Origin of the sequence: Pseudoalteromonas sp. JB197 (assembly GCF_002332205.1) — a bacterium.
Taxonomy (GTDB): domain Bacteria; phylum Pseudomonadota; class Gammaproteobacteria; order Enterobacterales; family Alteromonadaceae; genus Pseudoalteromonas; species Pseudoalteromonas nigrifaciens.
In genome coordinates this window covers 378,872-397,709 of record NZ_NRGZ01000002.1, presented here as the reverse complement: position 1 = coordinate 397,709, position 18,838 = coordinate 378,872, and the positions used below count along the sequence as shown (strand labels likewise).

The window sequence follows — 18,838 nt, the reverse complement described above, 5'->3', positions numbered from 1 at the left end:
AATCTAAAGTTATATTTAGTTTAGCTATCCAATGATTTGATGATGCCGCACGCTTCAATTGTATTGTCTGAACCACAAGCACTTGCCATCTGTTGTAATTCAGCTTTAAGCGCCCTTAATTCTTTCATACGTTTATTCACTAGTGCAAGTTGCTGATCAATTAATGCATTAACGCTAGAGCAGCTTTCTTCTGGCTTATTTTTTAATTCGATAAGACGTTTAATATCATTGAGTGATATATCTAGGCTGCGACAATGCTTTACGAATTCCAATTGTTTAAGTGCTTTACTATCATACAGCCTGAAATTACCTTCTGAACGGTTTGGATTTAACAGTAATCCTTCTCTTTCATAATATCTAATCGTTTGTATTGAACAGCCCGATTTTTTTGACAATTCGCCTATTTTCATCAATTTCCCCCAGACATTTGACTCTATAGTTACTATAGGATCTATAGTATAGGTATGCAACGAAAGGGATATATAAAAATGACTGAGAAATATTTAAACAATACGAATATCGTTAATTTTGAACACAAAGATATCCAATCCCTGATCGATCAACGAGGGTGGAAAAATTTGGATAATTTCAACAAAATTGGTGCCGCTTATCAGTTTGTAAAAGATGAAATAATGTTTGGCTATAACAAGAGTGATGATATTTCAGCAAGCGATGTGCTAGCAGATGGTTATGGACAATGTAATACTAAGGGTAATCTGTTAATGGCACTATTGCGTGGACTAGGCATTCAATGCCGATTTCATGGGTTTACCATAGACCAGCAACTACAAAAAGGTGCTATCCCAAGCTATGTATTTTGGTTAGCACCTAAATACATCATTCATAGTTGGGTAGAAGTTTACTTTGAAGGGCGTTGGATAAACTTAGAGGGCTTTATATTGGATGAGCAATACTTAAGCTCTCTACAGGAGAAATTTGACCAAGTAAAAGATGATTTTTGTGGTTATGGTGTTGCAACAAAGTGCTTTTCATCACCAGATACAGATTGGCGTGGAGAAAATACCTATATTCAAAAAGAAGGTATTCATGATGACTTTGGGCTTTATGATTCCCCTGATGAGTTCTATCTCGAAAAAGGGACTAACTTGTCGGGGTTCAAACGCTGGATATATCAACGCTTGATACGTCACTTGATTAATATGAATGTATCAAAACTAAGAAATAGAAAAGTACTAGAGGTACAAAATGCACAACCATAATCATAGTCATCAACATGGTAAAGATGACCGTATTGGTTGGGCATTTTTCCTTAATGTGACATTCACTATTATCGAATTTATAGGTGGTTGGCTCACTAACAGTACGGCGATAATGGCAGATGCAGTTCACGATCTTGGTGATAGTCTTTCAATAGGTTTTGCGTGGATTTTAAGTCGTTTTTCAGATAAAGAAGCATCAGATAAGTTTAGTTATGGTTATCGTAGACTTACTCTCTTTGGCGCATTGATAAACAGTATTGTTTTAATCATTGGCTCAATTTGGATTTTATTTGAAGCAATTCCAAGGCTGTCCAATCCTGAAATGCCTGTAGTCGAGGGGATGTTAGGGCTAGCGATACTCGGCGTTGCCGTTAACGGATATGCTGTATTAAAATTAAAAGCGGGTGAAACATTAAATGAGAAAGTGCTGACATGGCACCTTCTTGAAGATGTACTTGGATGGGTTACCGTTCTTATAGTCTCTATCGTACTGTTGTTCGCTGAACTGCCGATATTAGATCCCCTTTTATCAATAGGGTTCACGCTGTTCATCTTGTTTAATGTTTTCAAAAACCTGAAATCAACACTCGTTTTATTTCTTCAAGCTGCACCCGATAAAGAGACTCAAAAGCGTATTAAACTATCACTAATGGAATTTCCTGAAGTTAATGGTATCCACCACATGCACTTTTGGTCACTAGATGGTGAAAGTCACGTTTTAACAGCGCACCTTGAGCTGAGTGACAACTTTGACGTTAAAGAATTAATTAGGCTTAAACAAGAAGTTGCAGCTAAATTATCTTCCTATCATTTATCGCATACAACGATAGAGTTTGAGTTTTTAAATGAAAATTGTCGGGATGAAGCGCAGTAAGCTTTATCAATAAAATGTTGGGCATACAATATAAAAAGCAGCTTAATTAGGCATAACTTAGTAATTAAGCTGCTTTTTTGCTTTTAGATTTCGTCGGATTGCTGTTTGTTACTCTCAGCGCCATGCGCCCATTGATATAAAATAGGCAATACAAACAAAGTTAAAATGGTAGAAGATACAATACCGCCGATAACAACTGTTGCTAGTGGTCGTTGTACTTCTGCACCAATTCCAGTGTTTAACGCCATTGGAATAAAACCTAAACTTGCGACCAGTGCCGTCATTAAAATAGGTCTTAAACGAATGATGGCACCTTCAATGATCGCTACGTATAGGTCGCCTTTTTCATGCCAAAGATCTCGAATAAAAGCCAACATAACCAAGCCATTTAATACTGCGACACCTGACAATGCAATGAAGCCGACACCTGCCGAAATTGATAAGGGCATGTCTCTTAAATAAAGTGAAAATACGCCCCCTGTTAATGCTAAAGGCACGCCACTGAAAATGATTAATGCATCTTTTAATGAACCAAATGCTATAATCAAAATACCTAGGATAACAACCAATGTTATCGGTACAACTAGGCTTAATCGCTTACTTGCTGATTCTAGTTGTTCAAACGTTCCACCATAATCAAGCCAGTATCCTGCTGGAATTTCTCCTTCCTGATTAATTTTAGCTTTAACTTCTTTTACAAAACCGCCTAAATCTCTACCACGAACATTGACGGTAACCACAACTCTTCTTTTTCCGTTCTCTCGGCTAATCTGCGCGGGTAAAGACTCTGATTTAAGCTCTGCAACTTCTTCAATTGGCACATAGTTACCATTCTCAAGTGGAAGCGGCAGATGCTTCAAGCTATCGATATCCGTTCTTATTTGCTCTGGTAGGCGAACAACTAACTCAAACCGTCTGTCACCTTCATAAATGATCCCCGCAGATTCACCGCCAATCGCAGTGGCAACCCAGTCTTGCAATTCGGTAACGTTCAATCCATACCTACCAAGCGCTTCTCGTTTAGGAATTACTGATAAAGATGGAACACCTGTGACCTGTTCCATTCGAGCATCAGCGGCACCATCCACGGTTTTCACAATATTTAGAATATCTTTTGCGGTAAGTAATAACCGATCCAAATCATCACCAAATATTTTGATGCCGACATCAGCTCTAACGCCAGAAATCAATTCATTGAAACGCATTTGAATAGGCTGAGTGAATTCATAGTTGTTGCCTGGAATGTTTTTCAGTACTTTTTCCATTTCTTCAACTAATTCACTTTTTGGTTTTGAAGGTTCGGCCCATTCTTTACGTGGTTTTAAAATAACAAAGATATCAGCAATACTCGGTGGCATTGGGTCGGTTGCTACTTCTGGTGTGCCAATGCGCGAGAATACTTTATCAACTTCAGGAAACGCTTTAATACGTTGCTCAAGTACTTCTTGCATTTCTACTGATTGCTCTAGGCCAGTCGATGGAATTCTTAATGCCTGTAGTGCAATATCACCTTCATTTAATTGAGGAACAAATTCTGTCCCAAGCGTAGTTGCTAACCAAAGGCTATACCCCATTAACAGCGTTGAGAATGAAACAATAATCCAACGAAATTTCATCGCCATTTTTAACAATGGTTCATAAATAGACTTGGTTGAACGAATAACTACACTTTCTTTTTCGCTGATTTTACCTTTCATAAACACAGCTACAGCAGCAGGAACCAGTGTAACTGAAAGGATCATTGCGGAAATTAACGCCATAACGACAGTTGCCGCCATAGGGTGGAACATTTTCCCTTCAACGCCAGTTAGCGTGAAAATGGGGATGTAAACAACAGTGATAATTGCCACACCAAACAAGCTTGGACGTATCACTTCTGAAGTGGCTTCAAAAACGGTATTTAGGCGTTCTCTTAAGTCTTGCCTATGACCGTTGTGTTGGGCCTGTGCTAACCTACGGACAGAGTTTTCAACGATGATTACAGCCCCGTCCACTATCAAGCCAAAGTCCAATGCGCCGAGACTCATTAAATTGGCAGATACTCCTGCTTGCACCATACCTGTGATTGTCATTAACATGGAAATAGGGATAACAGCAGCGGTAATGAGAGCTGCACGTAAATTTCCAAGTAGAATAAATAACACAACAATAACTAAAAGCGCACCTTCAACGAGGTTTTTGGTAACGGTTGCAATCGCTTTATCTACTAACGTTGTTCTGTCGTAAACAGGCTCTGCGGTAATGCCCTTTGGCAGAGATTTTTGTATTTCGCTGAGCTTATGTTCCACTTCTAAAGCAACGGTGCGAGAATTCTCACCAATCAGCATCATGGTTGTACCAAGCACTGTCTCAATGCCATTACGAGTAGCAGCCCCTGTTCTAAGTTCTTTGCCTATAGCAACATTGGCAACATCACTTATTTTTACAGGAATACCATCGTTCTTTTTGATGATGACATTGAGGATTTCATCCATTGTCGCAAGTTGCCCAATGGAGCGCACTAACACTTGTTGTCCGTTTTGCTCAATATAACCCGCGCCACGGTTATCATTATTTTTACGTAATGCATCAGAAACGTCTTCAAAGCTTACCTGATGAAAAAGTAATTTTTCGGGTTTCGGCGTTATATGATACTGCTTGTTATAGCCGCCGATGCTGTTGACCTCAATGACGCCTTTAACTTGAGCCAATTGCGGTTTAATGATCCAGTCTTGTATTTCTCTTAAGGCAATAGCGGTATAAGGCTCTCCATTAGGCATTTTAGCGTCAGGAGAAGCTTGTACGGTATACATAAATATTTCACCAAGCCCTGTGGAAATAGGACCCATCTCTGGCTCTAAGCCAGAGGGAATAACGCCTTTTATCGCAGCTAATCTTGCATTGATTAAGTTGCGTGCGAAATAAATATCGGTTCCCTCTTCAAAGATAACGGTCACCTGGGATAAACCATATCTTGAAAGAGAGCGGGTGTGAGACAGCTTTGGTAGTCCAGCTAATGCGTTTTCTACTGGAAAAGTTACCCTTTGCTCCGCTTCTAAAGGTGAATAACCGGGGGCAGAGGTATTTATTTGTACCTGTACGTTTGTTATATCTGGAACAGCATCAATGGGAAGTTTTTGATAACTCCACATACCAACGCCGATGATTACCATCAGCAAGCTTAATACTAAATAGCGCCTATTTATTGCAAGACGCAAAATTGATTCAATCATATTGCGTCTCCTAATCGTCGTCTTCTACTTCAGATTTCAAGATATCTGCTTTAATCAGATAACTGTTTTTGTTTACATATTCAGCGTCTTTACTGAGGCCATCAATGACCTCGATATAGTTTTTGTCTGAACGACCAAGGACAAGTGGTGCAAACTCGTACTCTTCATCTTCTTTTACAAAGACACCTAATTGTCCACCTAGCTCTTGTATGGCAACTTTCTCGACCGCTAAATCCACCTCAAATTGGTTTATCTTTACGTTGCCTTTTAATAATTGACCTGACGTTAGCTTTAACTCAGTGTTGTTTAATCGTACCCGTGCTAAAACATAAGGCTGATCTTTAGCTGGAATAATATTAGTGATGACTGAACTGAATGCGTGTTCACCTTGCTCAATATCAACATGCTGACCGACTTTGATTTGATTATATTGGCTGGTAAACACCTTAAATTCAGCCCACAAGGTGTCAAATTTGACGATTTCAAACAAGCTAGTGTTTTGCGTGATACCGCCAATATTTCCATTTCGCTGTAAAACAGTCCCAGAAACAGGCGATGTTATTTTATAAGTATTTAAGCTCTCATTAGATTCAATAACGGCTAATAGATCGCCTTTTTTTACCGTATCACCAACAGTGAAGTTTATTGTCTTTATAACGCCGTTATATCTAGCGCCAACTTGAAATAATTGTTCAGCGCCTATCGTCGTAGAGCCGTATACAGGGATAGTTTGGTTCAACGTTTTTGAAGCTAAATAGGCTGTTTCAACACCAACCTTTTTTGCCATGTTATTGTCGATTTTGCTTATGCCTTCTTCGCCTTCATGTTCATCTTCACTAGCGAAAACACTTTGAATGGGTGATAGATACCCAATAAAAATCAATAGTGCGAGTAAATAGTTTTTCATTTTGAATTCCTAAACGATTCAGTTAATCACTGAATCAATAAATTGTTATTAAACTTAAAGTGATGTTTATTTAGAGTGACAGCGCTTCGTTTGTTAGTTTTTCTATCTCTGCGCCATAAATTAGGGCAGCAGATGCCGCGTCAATAAGGGTTCGCCGAGCATTTAACAGCTCTTGTCTAGCCGATACATAATCAAGATATCCATATCGACCTTTTTGATAGGCGTCTTGAGTATCTTCCAGTGCATCTTCAAGCATTGGGATAACCGACTGCTTTAATGAATTAGCTGTTAATATGGCTTGTTTTCTATTGGAGTATGCTCGTAGTAAGTGATTTCTAAATCTTAACTTAGTCGCCTCTTTCTCTATGGCAACTTGGTCACGCTCTGCTAGCGCACTAGCGATTGCGCCAGAATTTCGCTTTTCAGCAAACAAAGGTAAGCTAAAGCCAGCGACCAGTGCCGTATCATTGGCTTCTTGAGAGCGCCTAACACCAACAGACCATTTGATATTGGCCGTTGACTCTGTTTTAGCCAACTGTAACTCGGCCTCTTTTAGTCGCTGCTCACTTGCATAAACTTGAATAGCAGGGTTTTTCTCTAATTTCGCAAAGAGACTACTAAAATCACTATCATTGCCAAACTGAAACAGATCTCCAGTTACTCTAGAGAATGACACTGATGTTTCTCCCCAGTAAGCTGATAAAGAAAGCTTTAGATATTCCAAGCGCTTTTGTTCAGATTGAAGGGTGAGGTTAGCCTGAGCAATAACTGCTTTTGAGCGTTTCACTTCAGCCTCAGGAGTAGCACCTGCGCGGTTACGCTGAGATACAATCTCTAAGGTTTCTTGTGCTAAGCTCAAAGCATTTTCTGCCAATATAACTCTTTGTTGGGCTGCAAGTACTTCCACGTACTTCTCAGTGACTTGAGCCATTAAATTAAGCGCAGAGACTTCTTTTTCAGCAGTGAGTAGTGTTCTTGATTTTGAAACAATTCCAATCCGCGCTGAGCGTTTATCTCCCATTTCGATAACCGAAGATAGAGCGACTGTTAATTCAGCACTGTCGAATGTATTAAATTCACCTGAGCCTGCAAAGTTCTCAGCTTCAAGCTCTAGTTCATAAGCAGGATTTAAACTTGCGATTTGTTCTCGTCCAATTAATGCCGTTTGCTTGAAATCAAATATTTTAAGTTCTGGATTTTGTTTAAGCGTCCACTGAATTGCCTCTTGAAGGTTTAACTGCTTCTCAAAGGCATAAACATTAAATGTAAAAAGTGACAAAGCGAGAAACGCGATATATTTAAGCCGAGGTGTTACACACCTTAAAATTGCTATCTTGCGATGCACACAGGTATTAAGTGCCATGTATACTTTCCTATAAATTTATATGTGATATTTAGGTCATTAACATTTGACCTTTCTTAATTTTCTATAAAATTTAGGCGTATTTAGGTGGGCGGAGTGGCACCGAGATATAGCCTTTTAGCTCAGGAGAAACTAAGGCGTAGGTAAGGAAGTGATCTGTTGCTTGGAAAATGTTACAGGAAGAATCAGCATTTAAAAATAAGTGACAACAGCAACAAAAATTACAATTATCAATTGAAGAGTTGCTATTATTCACCTCAAGCATATTGGAGTCTTCTGGAGCTTTTAGCGGGGTAATAGACTTAGTTAGTGATGAACTAAAAGAACTTTCACTTAAGTTTATTTCAAGCTCTTCTAGCGAAAAAAACACAGACTGCACCGCGATTAAAATCATTATCACGTATGATATATTTGATTTGATATACGATGAGTGCATTATTTTCATTTCTCTGCTTAATACTTTAGCTGTAAGATGCGGCGAGTACCGTTTAAAACGACAAGAGCAATTATCAAACCAATCACTAAATCTGGATAACGGCTGCTAGTTACTGTAACTAATAAGCCAGCTAAGATTACACCTACGTTTGCGATTACGTCATTTGCGGAAAAAATCCAACTCGCTTTCATATGAGCGCCGTCTTCTTTGTTACCAAATATTAAAAACAGACAAGCAATGTTAGCGATTAGTGCTATTCCACCAAATATCATCATTAAAGAAGAGATAGGTTCACTACCGTAAATAAAGCGTCTTACGACTTCACTCAAAGCACCTAGCGCTAGAATAATTTGAAGTACACCAGATATATGTGCCGCTCTAAGTTTCATGCTTATGCTTTTACCGACAGCATATATAGCTAAACCATAAACAGCAGCATCAGCAAACATATCTAATGAGTCGGCAATAAGGCCAGCAGATTGCGCAATAATCCCAGCAATTACTTCTATAAAAAACATGACTCCATTAATGGCTAACAACCATTTTAGCGTTGATGCTTCTTTCATCTCATTTTTTTGGGCTAGATCTTTTGCTTTTGCAGCTTCGGTGCTGCAACTTTCTTTAGTTGATGCCAACTCTGCACCGAGATTGAGTTGTTGTAATTTTTTTGTTATCTCATCTAAATTTTCATCATGAAAAACCTTGACTAAACTGCTAGGAATATCAAATTGCAACCCAACTGAAGGCTCAATTGAGTCAAGTGCTAACCTAATCAATCTCTCTTCTGAAGGACAGTCCATTTGAGGTACTTTAAATGTACTGACAAACGCGCCACTATAGTTATCTAATTGTGTATCAATTTTTACATCTTCATTGGTAGAAGATGATTGACACTGACCACTACATTTTTCTGACATATTTAACATTCCGTAATAATATTAAAATAAGTATAAAATCTATAGTGGCTATAGAGTCAAATAAAAAAATTATTTAATGTAAAAGCGTGGAAACTGAATTGAAAAGCTAGTTTAAGAAAATAGTTTCTGCTAGTATTTTAAATACTATATTTAACTGGTGATAACTTTGAACCTTAATGTTGTACTAAAAATGCTCTTGGTTATTTCGATTGTTTTACAATCGTTAACTGCTGTAGCATCCTCAACATCTGAGAATCACCAAATAGATATAGAGCACCTTCAAACTCAACATGATCATGCAGATGATCGAAATGTCTCAAATGATAATGTAGGTGATGAGCAGCATAATGAAAAAGATTGTCATCACTGCGGTCATTGCAGTGGCAGCCACTTATCTTGGATTTTAGTCAGTAATTCAAATACCACGGGCAAACTAAACATTATCAATAAAACGCCTTATCAAATTGATCAAACAAATACTTACCTTGAAGCGATACTTCGCCCACCCATTTCTTAATTAGATTGATTTTTAATGACCTATTTGTCCATGAGAAGGATAAAGGGTTCGTGTTTATAAATTAAAAAATTAAGAAGTTTTATGTATATATTTTTAAAAAATGCAGGTTTAACCCTGTCTTTATGCATGGCTGTGAGTTTTTCAGTTGCCACTTATGGCAAACAGAAAAGTATTTCATGGCTAGATAGTCAAATAAATAAAGATCCCGAAGTTGTTGCGGCTAAAGAGTTACTTAATGCAAGTAATCATAGAGCCAAAAGCTTAACTCAAGCCGTATATAACCCAGAGCTTGAAGCAAGCTATGAAAAAGAAGGTGATTTTGATAATTACTCTATTGGTATCAGTCAAACGATAGATTTTTGGGATAAGCAATCAACAAATAAAACCATTGGTGAAATTGATGTTTATGCAAACCAGCAACAATTGTTATCTCTACTCGATTCTAAAAAGGCTAATGCCTTAACTGCATTAGTTAATTGGCAAGCAGCAAAAAAAGCTGCTCAGTTACTTTCAGAAAGAGAAGAGCAATTGCAAACGCTCGTTGGAATTGTTGAAGACAAACGAAAAGCTGGACTTTTAGAGCCACTTGACGCTGAGCTAGTCTATTTAAACTTGTCGCAAATTTTTAGTGAAATATCTGAGTCTCAAATTGCTTTGAAAAATGCAGAGGTAAAGGTTCAGGAGTTATTGCCTGATTGGACGCCTAATACTACCAATTTGTTTTCATTTACTTTTGGAGCAACAAGCTACTCATTTAACTCCCAGTGGGTTGAGGAACATCCAAAAGTTAAACTTGCTAGAGCGAAATGGAAGGGACAACAATCTAAAGCTCAACTAACCACTATGGAATCTAAAGCTAATCCAACCATTGGCGTTAGCGCAGGGAAAAGTGGAGATGAAGACTTGGTTGGTGTGACTTTTTCAATGCCTTTAAACATCAGAAATAACTATACAGATAATGTTAAAGCCGCTTATTCAGAAGCCATTGCAGCCGAGGCGAATTTTCAGTCGGTATATCGAAAGCAGTCTTTTGAAGCAAAAGCTAATTATGAATCGCTTAATGTCAGTAGAAAATACTACGAGCAATGGCAAAAGCTCACCCAAGGTAGGTTGGCTAGCAGCGCAAATTTATTAAATAAGCGCTGGCAAGCTGGTGACATAAACACTTCTGATTATTTACTCGCATTAAATCAACGTGCGGAAGGGCTTCATGCAGGAATACGTTTGGAAAATCAATTCAAGCTTGCAGAAATATCCTTCATTTTAAGTATGGGTCAGTTATCCAAATTTGAGATTTGAGCGCTTTGTTTTTTCAGTAGCGAAAAACGAAATCTTAAATTTATTAAAAATATAGGTTACAAAAATGAATACAGTAATTAGTAAAAAATTTTTAGCCGTAGTAATTAGCAGCCTGTTAGTTGGGTTTACTACAAATCATGATGCTTTTGCACAGTCGTCAGATGGAACTGGTTCTGTCAAAAACGTTTCGAAACAAGAAGAAAAAGAACATCAAGATGAGCATGAACACGAAAAGGGACATGAAGAAGATAAAGGTGACCATGACGAGCACGGCCATGAAGGTGGTAATAGAGAGGGAGAAGAAGAACATGAAGAAGGTATCACTATTGATCCAAAGAAGATGTCGCTTGCTAACATTAAAGTGGAAAGTGTTAAGCCTGAATATCAATTTAGCTCCGTATATGCACCTGGCGAAATAAAAGCTAATGGCTATAAAAGTTATGTGGTATCACCACGTACAGAGTCAGTCATTATCAGTCGCCATGCAGCGCTTGGCGAGTATGTAGAAATAGGTCAGAAGTTAGTTACATTATTTAGTGAAGCAATGGCACAAGCACAAGCTGACTATTTAATCGCTTCAACCGAATGGCAACGTGTAAAAAAGCTGGGTAATAAGACGGTGAGTGAAAGTCGATTATTACAAGCTGAAACAACATACAATGCGAGCTATGGCAAGCTCATTGCTTTAGGGTTAACTGAAAAAGCAATAAATGGTATTTCTAACAAAGACATTAAAGCATTTGGACAATATGCATTAACGGCGCACCGTGAAGGTGTCGTGCTTCAAGACGACTTTATCCAAGGGCAACGTGTTGATGCTGGGGATTCAGTCATGTTGTTAGCTGATGAAAAACAACTATGGGTTGAAGCAAAAGTTTCTCCAAATAAAAAGCTAAATTTATCAATTGATTCTCCTGCGGTACTTAAATTAGAAGGCCAGAGTTACAATGCCAAAGTTATCCAAGAAGCCCATACAATTGATCCCGTAACTCGTACAAGAATTATTAGATTGGGGGTACAGAATGCTGATGATAACCTTCATTCAGGTATGTTTGTAAAAGTTTACTTTCAGTTTGCCACAAAGCAGAAAGTGATGGCTGTGCCAGAAGAAGCATTGATCCGCAGCGCAGATGGTGATTGGACCGTATTTGTCGAAGACCACCCTGGAGAATTTAAAGCTGTAGAAGTAGAACTAGGCCGAGCCTTAGGTGATTTTAGGGAAATCATTGGCCTTGATAGTGGGACGCGAATTGTAACCAAAGGCGCATTTTTTGTTGCTTCTGAAATCGCTAAAGGCGGATTTGATCCGCATAACCACTAAGGAGTAAGACTATGTTTAATAAAATAATAGATTGGTCTGTTAATAATAGACTCCTGATTTTGATTGCGCTGTTTGCCATAATTGTCGGCGCAATTATGGTTATACCAAAACTAAATTTAGATGCCTTTCCTGATGTTACTAATGTTCAAGTTGCTGTAAATACTGAAGCGCCAGGACTAGCTGCTGAAGAAGTTGAACAACTCATTACGTACCCCATTGAAGCGGTCATGTATGCCTTACCTGATGTAGAACAAGTGCGCTCAATTTCTAAAACAGGCTTGTCTGGCGTCACGGTTGTTTTCAAAGAAGGCACCGACATTTACTTTGCAAGACAACTCGTATTTGAGCGTCTTCAAGCCGCAAAAGAACTGATACCAGAAGGTGTCGGCACACCCGAAATGGGGCCAAACACCTCAGGGCTAGGCCAAGTATTTCAGTACCTTCTTATTTCAGATAAAGATGCAGGCTATGATGCTATGGCACTCAGGAGTCTCAATGATTGGGTAGTAAAATTACTCGTTATGCCTGTCGATGGTGTTACTGATGTACTCTCCTTTGGAGGTATTGTTAGGCAGTACCAAGTAAATGTAGATCCATCTAAGCTTCTTTCTTATAACCTAACGCAAGAAGACGTTGTTGGTGCCCTAGATAACAACAATGCCAATGTTGGCGGATGGTATATGAACCGTGGGCAAGAGCAGCTTGTTATTAGAGGTGCAGGTTGGTTTGAAAGTGGTGACGCTGGTATTAGTAATATCAAACAAGTTCCCGTCAAAACAGTTGATGGGACAGTTGTGACGGTTTCGGATATTGCTAAAGTTGAAATGGGCAGTGAAATTCGTCAAGGTGCTGTCACAATGACGCGCAAAACCGAAGACGGTAAAGTCGAAAATTTAGGTGAAGTTGTCTCTGGCATTGTCTTAAAACGCATGGGGTCTAATACTAAAGCCACCATTGATGGTATCAATGCAAGAATCCCATTGATTAATCAAGCATTGCCTAAAGGTGTTCGCTTTGAACCATTTTATGATCAGGCTGATTTGATTGAAAAAGCCGTTGATACAGTAGTTGATGCACTATTACTAGCATTTATTTTCATCTGTATTGTATTAGCACTATTTTTAATGAATATACGTGCAACCTTCCTTGTCCTAATATCTATTCCAATTTCAATTGGTATCGCGTTAATGATCATGGCTTGGTGGGGCATTTCTGCAAACCTTATGTCATTGGGTGGCATTGCCGTAGCCATTGGTATGCTAGTTGATGGTTCAGTCGTGATGGTTGAAAACATGTTTAAGCATTTAAATAGACCAGACTCTACCCATTTAAAAACTGTAAAAGAAAGAGTGCCTAGTGCTGATACTGATCCACATGATGTAGAACAAGATGAGCATGGTATTAAGTTACGTCTTCAAAATGCGGGTAAAGAAGTGGCTCGTCCCGTATTTTTTGCAGCTTCTATTATTTTAGTTGTATTTACGCCTTTATTTAGCTTTGAAGGTGTTGAGGCAAAGTTATTTCAACCTATGGCAATAAGCATCATTTTAGCTGTTATATCTGCTATTGTGGTTGCGTTGTTTTTTGTACCCGCTTTAGCTACTTATTTATTTAAGTCAGGTGTAAAAGAGAGGGAAAGCTTTGTTCTTAGGCCATTAGACAAACTCTACAGAAAAGGGCTTACATTCGCACTAAAACGCACCAAATTAGTCATTTCAGCCGCACTTATATTAGTTTTCTCTGCCTTTGCATTAGTTCCATTAATTGGTACTGAATTTGTACCTGAGTTAGAAGAAGGGACGATAAACTTAAGAGCAACGCTTGCACCTTCTTCCAGTTTAGATACCGCGCTCACTGTGGCACCAATTCTAGAAGAAAAACTAATGGCTTTTCCTGAAGTAACCTATGCATTAAGCCGAATTGGTCGAGCAGAAATAGGTGGAGACCCAGAGCCAGTGAATAACATCGAAATTTACATAGGGTTGAAGCCTGTTTCTGAGTGGACCAGTGCATCTAATCGATATGAACTTCAAGGAAAAATGGAGAGATCTCTAGAAGAATTCCCTGGGTTGCTACTCAACTTTTCTCAACCTATTGCGACTCGTGTCGATGAGCTACTATCTGGTGTTAATGCTCAGTTGGCGATAAAGTTGTTTGGGCCTGAACTTGAGGTACTGGCGGCTAAAGGTCAAGAAATAGAAACAGCAATTAAAAACATTGAAGGTGCAAGGGATGTTGCATTGGAGCAAATTGCTGGTGAAGCGCAATTGGTGATAAGTCCTAACAGGCAAGAACTATCACGCTTTGGATTGTCTGTGAGTGACATAATGGAGGTTGTGCGTGATGGTATTGGTGGTGTTGCAGCCGGACAAATAATCAATGGTAATGAACGTTATGATATTTACGTTCGCATAGAGGAAGAGTACCGAAGTAACAAAGAAGCTATTGCTGATATTCGGCTTCAATCACCTACTGGTGCTTGGGTGCGACTGGGTGACGTAGCCTCAGTCTCATTTGAGTCAGGCCCACCACAAGTTAGACGCGATGATGTACAACGAAGAGTCGTTATCCAAGCAAATGTACAAAATCGAGATATGGGAAGCGTGGTTGCCGATATCAGAACGGTAATTGCTGAAAAGGTTGACTTACCTTCAGGTTATTCTGTTTCGATTGGCGGCCAGTTCGAAAGTCAAAAACGTGCTCAAAATAGGTTAGCTATAGTTGTACCTTTATCGTTAGCACTAATCGCACTACTACTTTACTTTGCCTTTGGTTCTGTTGGTCAAGCTATGCTGATATTGGTCAACGTGCCGCTTGCTGTAATTGGCGGAGTTTTCTCCTTATATTTATCTGGACAATACTTGTCTGTACCAAGCTCCGTTGGCTTTATTACCTTATTTGGTGTAGCGGTATTGAATGGGGTCGTTATGGTAGAAAGTATCAACCAACGTATTAAAGACGGTCTAGAAGCATCTAAAGCCGTTTTTGAAGGCGCTACTTCAAGATTAAGACCTGTACTTATGACTGCTATAACATCAGCTTTAGGTTTGATACCGATGTTAATGTCTAATGGTGTTGGTGCAGAAATACAGCGCCCATTAGCGAGTGTTATTGTTGGCGGCTTGGTAACTGCAACACTGTTAACATTATTTGTTTTACCTGTTTTATATCGCTGGTTTTCAGAGAAAAAAATAAAAGAGCTATCCAGATAAAATTACTGTGAACTCTAACCCCACGCTAAAGTCACGTTTAGCGTGGGGTTATTGAGTAGATGAACGAAAAGAAAGATTAGATTTAACAATAAACTAATAGTCATGACTGCTTTGTCGGAATATTTGTCGTTAAACAGGCCAAAGCTAACTTCCGCTTTCGTATCTTTGCAGTCTTAATCTCTATGTGTCTCAAGGTCGGCTTATGGCACATAACAGCCTGTCAGATTCATAAATTAAACCCACTTGACAGACCAATATACATCTAATTTTAATAACAAACCTCATAGGTAGTACATTGTGTTTATATTACTCATTAGACTTAATTACTTTATTCAAAGCTTGTATAAAGCCTCTTGGGAATATTTCATTTTGATATTCACTTCCTTTTATTTGGCCTAATTCAGTTTTTAGCCAACCATTGAGCTTAATACACTCATCCGATACAGCATAAGTAAGCGCTGATAACTCATTATTAGTTAGTTTTAAGTTAGGAATAAAGTCTGTAGTTTGGGTATATTGATTACGCTTATCGATTACTATTTCCGATTGACTTTTTAAGATATTCAGCTCGGTTTTAAATTTCTTTCTTTCAGCTAAAATTCTTGCAAAGTATGCGCGAGCCGCAATATCGGGTATCGTATTTAAAAGCTCATTATCCGTAGCTGGTAATACCACTTTATTGTCAACCGATTGACTTTTGATTAATTCAGCCCAATAACTAATTAGCTTTCTATAGTGCACATTTTTTGTTGCACGAAGCGTTTCGTAACTGGGACCGCTATTTTTATAACTTATCATTCCGATATTTGTTATTGAAAAATCAACATTTCCTTGCTCAAAATAATTAGATAAAATTAAGTTCAATTTATCAAGTGTATCTTTAGTCTTTTGTGTTTTCCCTTCTTTTAGAGCTTCTAGCTTCTCATCTTGGTGCTTTTTTTCTAAGTTTGATTGCATTGGGTGCCTCATTTATGAGAAGGTAAGTTGATATAATTGTTATGTGTCTCAGTGTACCCGGCATCTAGTAATTTTGAGTCAGTGAGGTATGTTTCGGCTTCAAGATAATCAGCAACAACTCTAAATCCTTCAAACTTATCATTCGGGGCGGCAATTTTAGCCATTTGTCTTATCATTGCATTTCCAGCAATTAATTGTTCTTTATCACCCATTTCTAAGAAAATAGGTTTCTTACCTTGCTTGAGTAAGATCCGACTTAATTGAATTGTACGTTGCTTTAATGCTGGAGTTTTTTGTAATGTATCCATAAAATCTGGGTATATTTCCGCATCCTCACATAAGCATGATAGATGTAATAGTTCAGATTTAGTTTCAACGAACTTCAAAGCCATATTTACATCAGTTGTATTTCCTAAGGCAATTAATTTATTTTTATTATTGTCAGTTTCTCGGTTTTCTTCTAGCTGTATAATTTTAGATATCAGGCCAAAACATGATATCCAGTCTTTAGTGTATTCATCAGATTCAACTTTTTGTTTTTCATACCTACGTTGTAGTGATCGAAGCTCTTCAAATTTTAAAAATGGTTTGCTGTTCTGCTCTGCGATAAACTTTGTGTCTTTGAGTTTATCTAACTTTTTTTCTAAATCTAATGCTAAGCTTGACGCTTCATGAGCTTTGTAGCTTAACTGATTAAATAAAGCATTTAGTTTTGGTAAATAAACAGCTTCGGTGATGAACCACCTACACCTAATGCAATTCTCTGGACCATTTGGTACTTTTCCATATACTCGGTCTATTGCTCTAGCTTTATTAACTAGAAGTTCACCACCATTCCAGCATCCACCAAGTGTACTCATTTCATCGGAGCGAACATTATTTCCACCTACTAAGCACATACCATAAGCTCTTTCTTCCCATCCTATAGGGTTTCTATTTGCTAGCGATGCAACGATACTATCTTCACTGTTATAAACAACGTTACATTTAATTTGATTAATTGATGCATCTTTTAAAAATGAGCGAAGTGAGCTATCCGAATTTTCGAGCAACTCTCCCTCTGCATATCGCATTTTATCTGCCATAACAGATGGTGATATTTTGTTATAATATATTGTTGAAATAAGTCTCGCGTGACCGGCAAGAAGTTTAGAAATTACTGGAATCGGTACGTTAGAATCCATTGAATAAGCTGTAATTAAGCTTACTCTCAAGCTATGTGGAGGGAAATGTGTTGTTGACCCTTTTAATTTTTCATTTTCATAATTTACAACTAGGCTGAGTTTTTCTCCATTATCAAGAGTATCACCCGCACTAAATAGATTATTTTCGAGCTCTAATAATAAAGAGTGCCAAAAACGCTTTAAGGAATCAGCATCAATAGGTTTAAACTTATCATCTCCTTGAGCTGTTGGGTCTCGAAATAAAAAACACATATTTCCCATTGCATTGAGTTGAAGTTTAGATTTAGTAGTGCCTAAATGCCTTTTTGAAAGTTCTTTACAATGTATAGGTCTTTGTATCGGGTTATATTTTTTCTGCCAGTTTCTAAGTTTTTCAAGCCAATATAAAACTTCTTGGTGGTTCCACGGTATTACATACCCAGCGTCAACTTCAGCATCAGAGGTTTTATTAGTGTTTATGAATAGTCCTGTTGTATAAGTTGAAGTATATTGATCATATATTCTCCTAAAAACACCTTTTTCAACCAATTTAGGACTTGAGGTTTTTGTTAATTTACTTTCATTTTGTATCCAAGATTTATTGTCATATTTCCAAGTATCATCCTCTCCGGAGTCTAACATTCTTATTTGATAGGTTCTCAGTGGTAAATGCAGTTTTATCAGGAGTGCCAATGCCCTGACTGGGGACCACATTTGAATAATTACTCTATCAGTAGCGCCTTTTGATTTGATTTTTCTTTGGCGCCAAACGCAGTCAGGATCATCTTTGTTAATTAAACTTTCAGGTACCTCGAACCAATCACCACCCCTTGTTCCTGAACGTACCCCTGTTTGAGCTTGTGCCCAAAGCCAATCTTTGAATGATGGACAGTGGGATGTATTATCATGCTTAGTTGTTTTATCGTTACTCGGTGAAATTATATCTCTTAGCGAGAGTATATATTTATAAGGGAGTGGTTGGCGAACAGTCTCAAGAGGAACACTTTTAAATTTAACCTTTGTAAATGGGTTAACAACCGTTTTTATGGAGACATTATTTTGATCACGAACTGTAAAATGCTTCTCGATGACAAAGTCAATGAAATCAACTATATAATTTGGTCTCCTTGCCTGCTCGTTAAGGTCGTTGACACCTGATATTTTCATTACTTCAATAAATTCATCTGAATTACTTATATGACCATTTGAACCACTAAAAAAAGTATCGATATTAGATGCATAGGGAGCATGTATTAAAAAATATTTTTCTAATAAAAAAGTAAGAGCTACTCTTTTGACGTCAATAGAAGTTGTTTGCATCTTCATCCATTCGGCAGCCAACTTCTCCCACGAAAGCCATTTAGTGCCAATAGCTTTAGATAACCAGCTAAATGTTAAATCAACACTCCGATTGTCATTTTTTTTAATTGGTTTTATCAT

The 18,838-nt window shown here is 38.0% G+C and carries 14 protein-coding genes; 6 read left to right on the top strand and 8 right to left on the bottom strand.

Features of this window, described 5'->3' with window-relative positions:
* Positions 1 to 20: 20 nt before the first annotated feature.
* Entirely contained in the window at positions 21 to 410 is a 390-nt protein-coding gene (gene cadR, locus CIK86_RS16885) for a Cd(II)/Pb(II)-responsive transcriptional regulator (protein WP_002962247.1), read from the bottom strand.
* Positions 411 to 488: 78 nt separating this feature from the next.
* Between cadR and CIK86_RS16880 the strand changes: the two genes are divergently transcribed.
* Together CIK86_RS16880 and CIK86_RS16875 are read left to right on the top strand one after the other, a co-directional pair.
* Positions 489 to 1,220 (top strand): transglutaminase family protein, encoded by a 732-nt coding sequence (locus CIK86_RS16880; protein ID WP_076920342.1) that lies wholly within the window; start codon positions 489 to 491, stop codon positions 1,218 to 1,220.
* Positions 1,207 to 2,094, top strand: coding sequence for a cation diffusion facilitator family transporter (locus tag CIK86_RS16875; protein ID WP_086998403.1), 888 nt, complete (start codon positions 1,207 to 1,209; stop codon positions 2,092 to 2,094). Before CIK86_RS16880 ends, CIK86_RS16875 begins: the two co-directional genes overlap by 14 nt.
* A gap of 83 nt (positions 2,095 to 2,177) precedes the next feature.
* Here the strand turns inward: CIK86_RS16875 and CIK86_RS16870 are convergent, their stop codons facing one another.
* The 5 genes from CIK86_RS16870 to CIK86_RS16850 form a co-directional block, all read right to left on the bottom strand.
* Positions 2,178 to 5,306, bottom strand: a complete 3,129-nt coding sequence (locus tag CIK86_RS16870) for a CusA/CzcA family heavy metal efflux RND transporter (RefSeq protein WP_010557527.1) — start codon at positions 5,304 to 5,306, stop codon at positions 2,178 to 2,180.
* A 10-nt stretch (positions 5,307 to 5,316) separates the two neighbouring features.
* A complete protein-coding gene (locus CIK86_RS16865) occupies positions 5,317 to 6,213 on the bottom strand; it encodes an efflux RND transporter periplasmic adaptor subunit (protein ID WP_036972173.1) in 897 nt (298 codons plus the stop codon).
* 70 nt (positions 6,214 to 6,283) lie between these two features.
* A complete protein-coding gene (locus CIK86_RS16860; protein WP_002962255.1) occupies positions 6,284 to 7,576 on the bottom strand; it encodes a TolC family protein in 1,293 nt (430 codons plus the stop codon).
* A 73-nt stretch (positions 7,577 to 7,649) separates the two neighbouring features.
* On the bottom strand, positions 7,650 to 7,970 hold the full coding sequence (locus CIK86_RS16855; RefSeq protein ID WP_036972911.1) for a hypothetical protein: 321 nt from the start codon (positions 7,968 to 7,970) through the stop codon (positions 7,650 to 7,652).
* A gap of 59 nt (positions 7,971 to 8,029) precedes the next feature.
* Positions 8,030 to 8,929 carry a cation diffusion facilitator family transporter gene (locus CIK86_RS16850; protein ID WP_086998407.1) on the bottom strand — a complete coding sequence of 300 codons (900 nt, stop codon included), beginning with the start codon at positions 8,927 to 8,929 and terminating at the stop codon, positions 8,030 to 8,032.
* A 166-nt stretch (positions 8,930 to 9,095) separates the two neighbouring features.
* Here CIK86_RS16850 and CIK86_RS16845 point away from each other — a divergent pair, with 166 nt between their 5' ends.
* The 4 genes from CIK86_RS16845 to CIK86_RS16830 all read left to right on the top strand — a co-directional run bounded on the left by CIK86_RS16845 (position 9,096) and on the right by CIK86_RS16830 (position 15,278).
* Positions 9,096 to 9,446: a hypothetical protein gene (locus CIK86_RS16845; protein WP_010557528.1), complete on the top strand. Its 351-nt coding sequence runs from the start codon at positions 9,096 to 9,098 to the stop codon at positions 9,444 to 9,446.
* Positions 9,447 to 9,527: 81 nt separating this feature from the next.
* Positions 9,528 to 10,745 (top strand): TolC family protein, encoded by a 1,218-nt coding sequence (locus CIK86_RS16840; protein ID WP_024032672.1) that lies wholly within the window; start codon positions 9,528 to 9,530, stop codon positions 10,743 to 10,745.
* A gap of 64 nt (positions 10,746 to 10,809) precedes the next feature.
* The gene (locus CIK86_RS16835) at positions 10,810 to 12,066 is read left to right on the top strand and encodes an efflux RND transporter periplasmic adaptor subunit (protein ID WP_076920337.1); all 1,257 of its coding nucleotides are present in this window, start codon (positions 10,810 to 10,812) and stop codon (positions 12,064 to 12,066) included.
* 11 nt (positions 12,067 to 12,077) lie between these two features.
* Positions 12,078 to 15,278 (top strand): CusA/CzcA family heavy metal efflux RND transporter, encoded by a 3,201-nt coding sequence (locus tag CIK86_RS16830; protein WP_086998411.1) that lies wholly within the window; start codon positions 12,078 to 12,080, stop codon positions 15,276 to 15,278.
* A 306-nt stretch (positions 15,279 to 15,584) separates the two neighbouring features.
* Here CIK86_RS16830 and gmtX read toward each other — a convergent pair whose 3' ends face one another.
* The gene (gene gmtX, locus CIK86_RS16825; protein WP_086998414.1) at positions 15,585 to 16,235 is read right to left on the bottom strand and encodes a gamma-mobile-trio protein GmtX; all 651 of its coding nucleotides are present in this window, start codon (positions 16,233 to 16,235) and stop codon (positions 15,585 to 15,587) included.
* An 8-nt stretch (positions 16,236 to 16,243) separates the two neighbouring features.
* Complete coding sequence (locus tag CIK86_RS16820; protein ID WP_086998417.1) at positions 16,244 to 18,838, bottom strand: VPA1269 family protein; 2,595 nt, start codon at positions 18,836 to 18,838, stop codon at positions 16,244 to 16,246.

Bases quoted from the DNA above. Each gene is read 5' to 3' on its own strand.
- cadR (WP_002962247.1), bottom strand. From the start codon at position 410: ATGAAAATAGGCGAATTGTCAAAAAAATCGGGCTGTTCAATACAAACG.
- CIK86_RS16880 (WP_076920342.1), top strand. From the start codon at position 489: ATGACTGAGAAATATTTAAACAATACGAATATCGTTAATTTTGAACAC.
- CIK86_RS16875 (WP_086998403.1), top strand. From the start codon at position 1,207: ATGCACAACCATAATCATAGTCATCAACATGGTAAAGATGACCGTATT.
- CIK86_RS16870 (WP_010557527.1), bottom strand. From the start codon at position 5,306: ATGATTGAATCAATTTTGCGTCTTGCAATAAATAGGCGCTATTTAGTA.
- CIK86_RS16865 (WP_036972173.1), bottom strand. From the start codon at position 6,213: ATGAAAAACTATTTACTCGCACTATTGATTTTTATTGGGTATCTATCA.
- CIK86_RS16860 (WP_002962255.1), bottom strand. From the start codon at position 7,576: ATGGCACTTAATACCTGTGTGCATCGCAAGATAGCAATTTTAAGGTGT.
- CIK86_RS16855 (WP_036972911.1), bottom strand. From the start codon at position 7,970: ATGATTTTAATCGCGGTGCAGTCTGTGTTTTTTTCGCTAGAAGAGCTT.
- CIK86_RS16850 (WP_086998407.1), bottom strand. From the start codon at position 8,929: ATGTCAGAAAAATGTAGTGGTCAGTGTCAATCATCTTCTACCAATGAA.
- CIK86_RS16840 (WP_024032672.1), top strand. From the start codon at position 9,528: ATGTATATATTTTTAAAAAATGCAGGTTTAACCCTGTCTTTATGCATG.
- CIK86_RS16835 (WP_076920337.1), top strand. From the start codon at position 10,810: ATGAATACAGTAATTAGTAAAAAATTTTTAGCCGTAGTAATTAGCAGC.
- CIK86_RS16830 (WP_086998411.1), top strand. From the start codon at position 12,078: ATGTTTAATAAAATAATAGATTGGTCTGTTAATAATAGACTCCTGATT.
- gmtX (WP_086998414.1), bottom strand. From the start codon at position 16,235: ATGCAATCAAACTTAGAAAAAAAGCACCAAGATGAGAAGCTAGAAGCT.
- CIK86_RS16820 (WP_086998417.1), bottom strand. From the start codon at position 18,838: ATGATAAAACCAATTAAAAAAAATGACAATCGGAGTGTTGATTTAACA.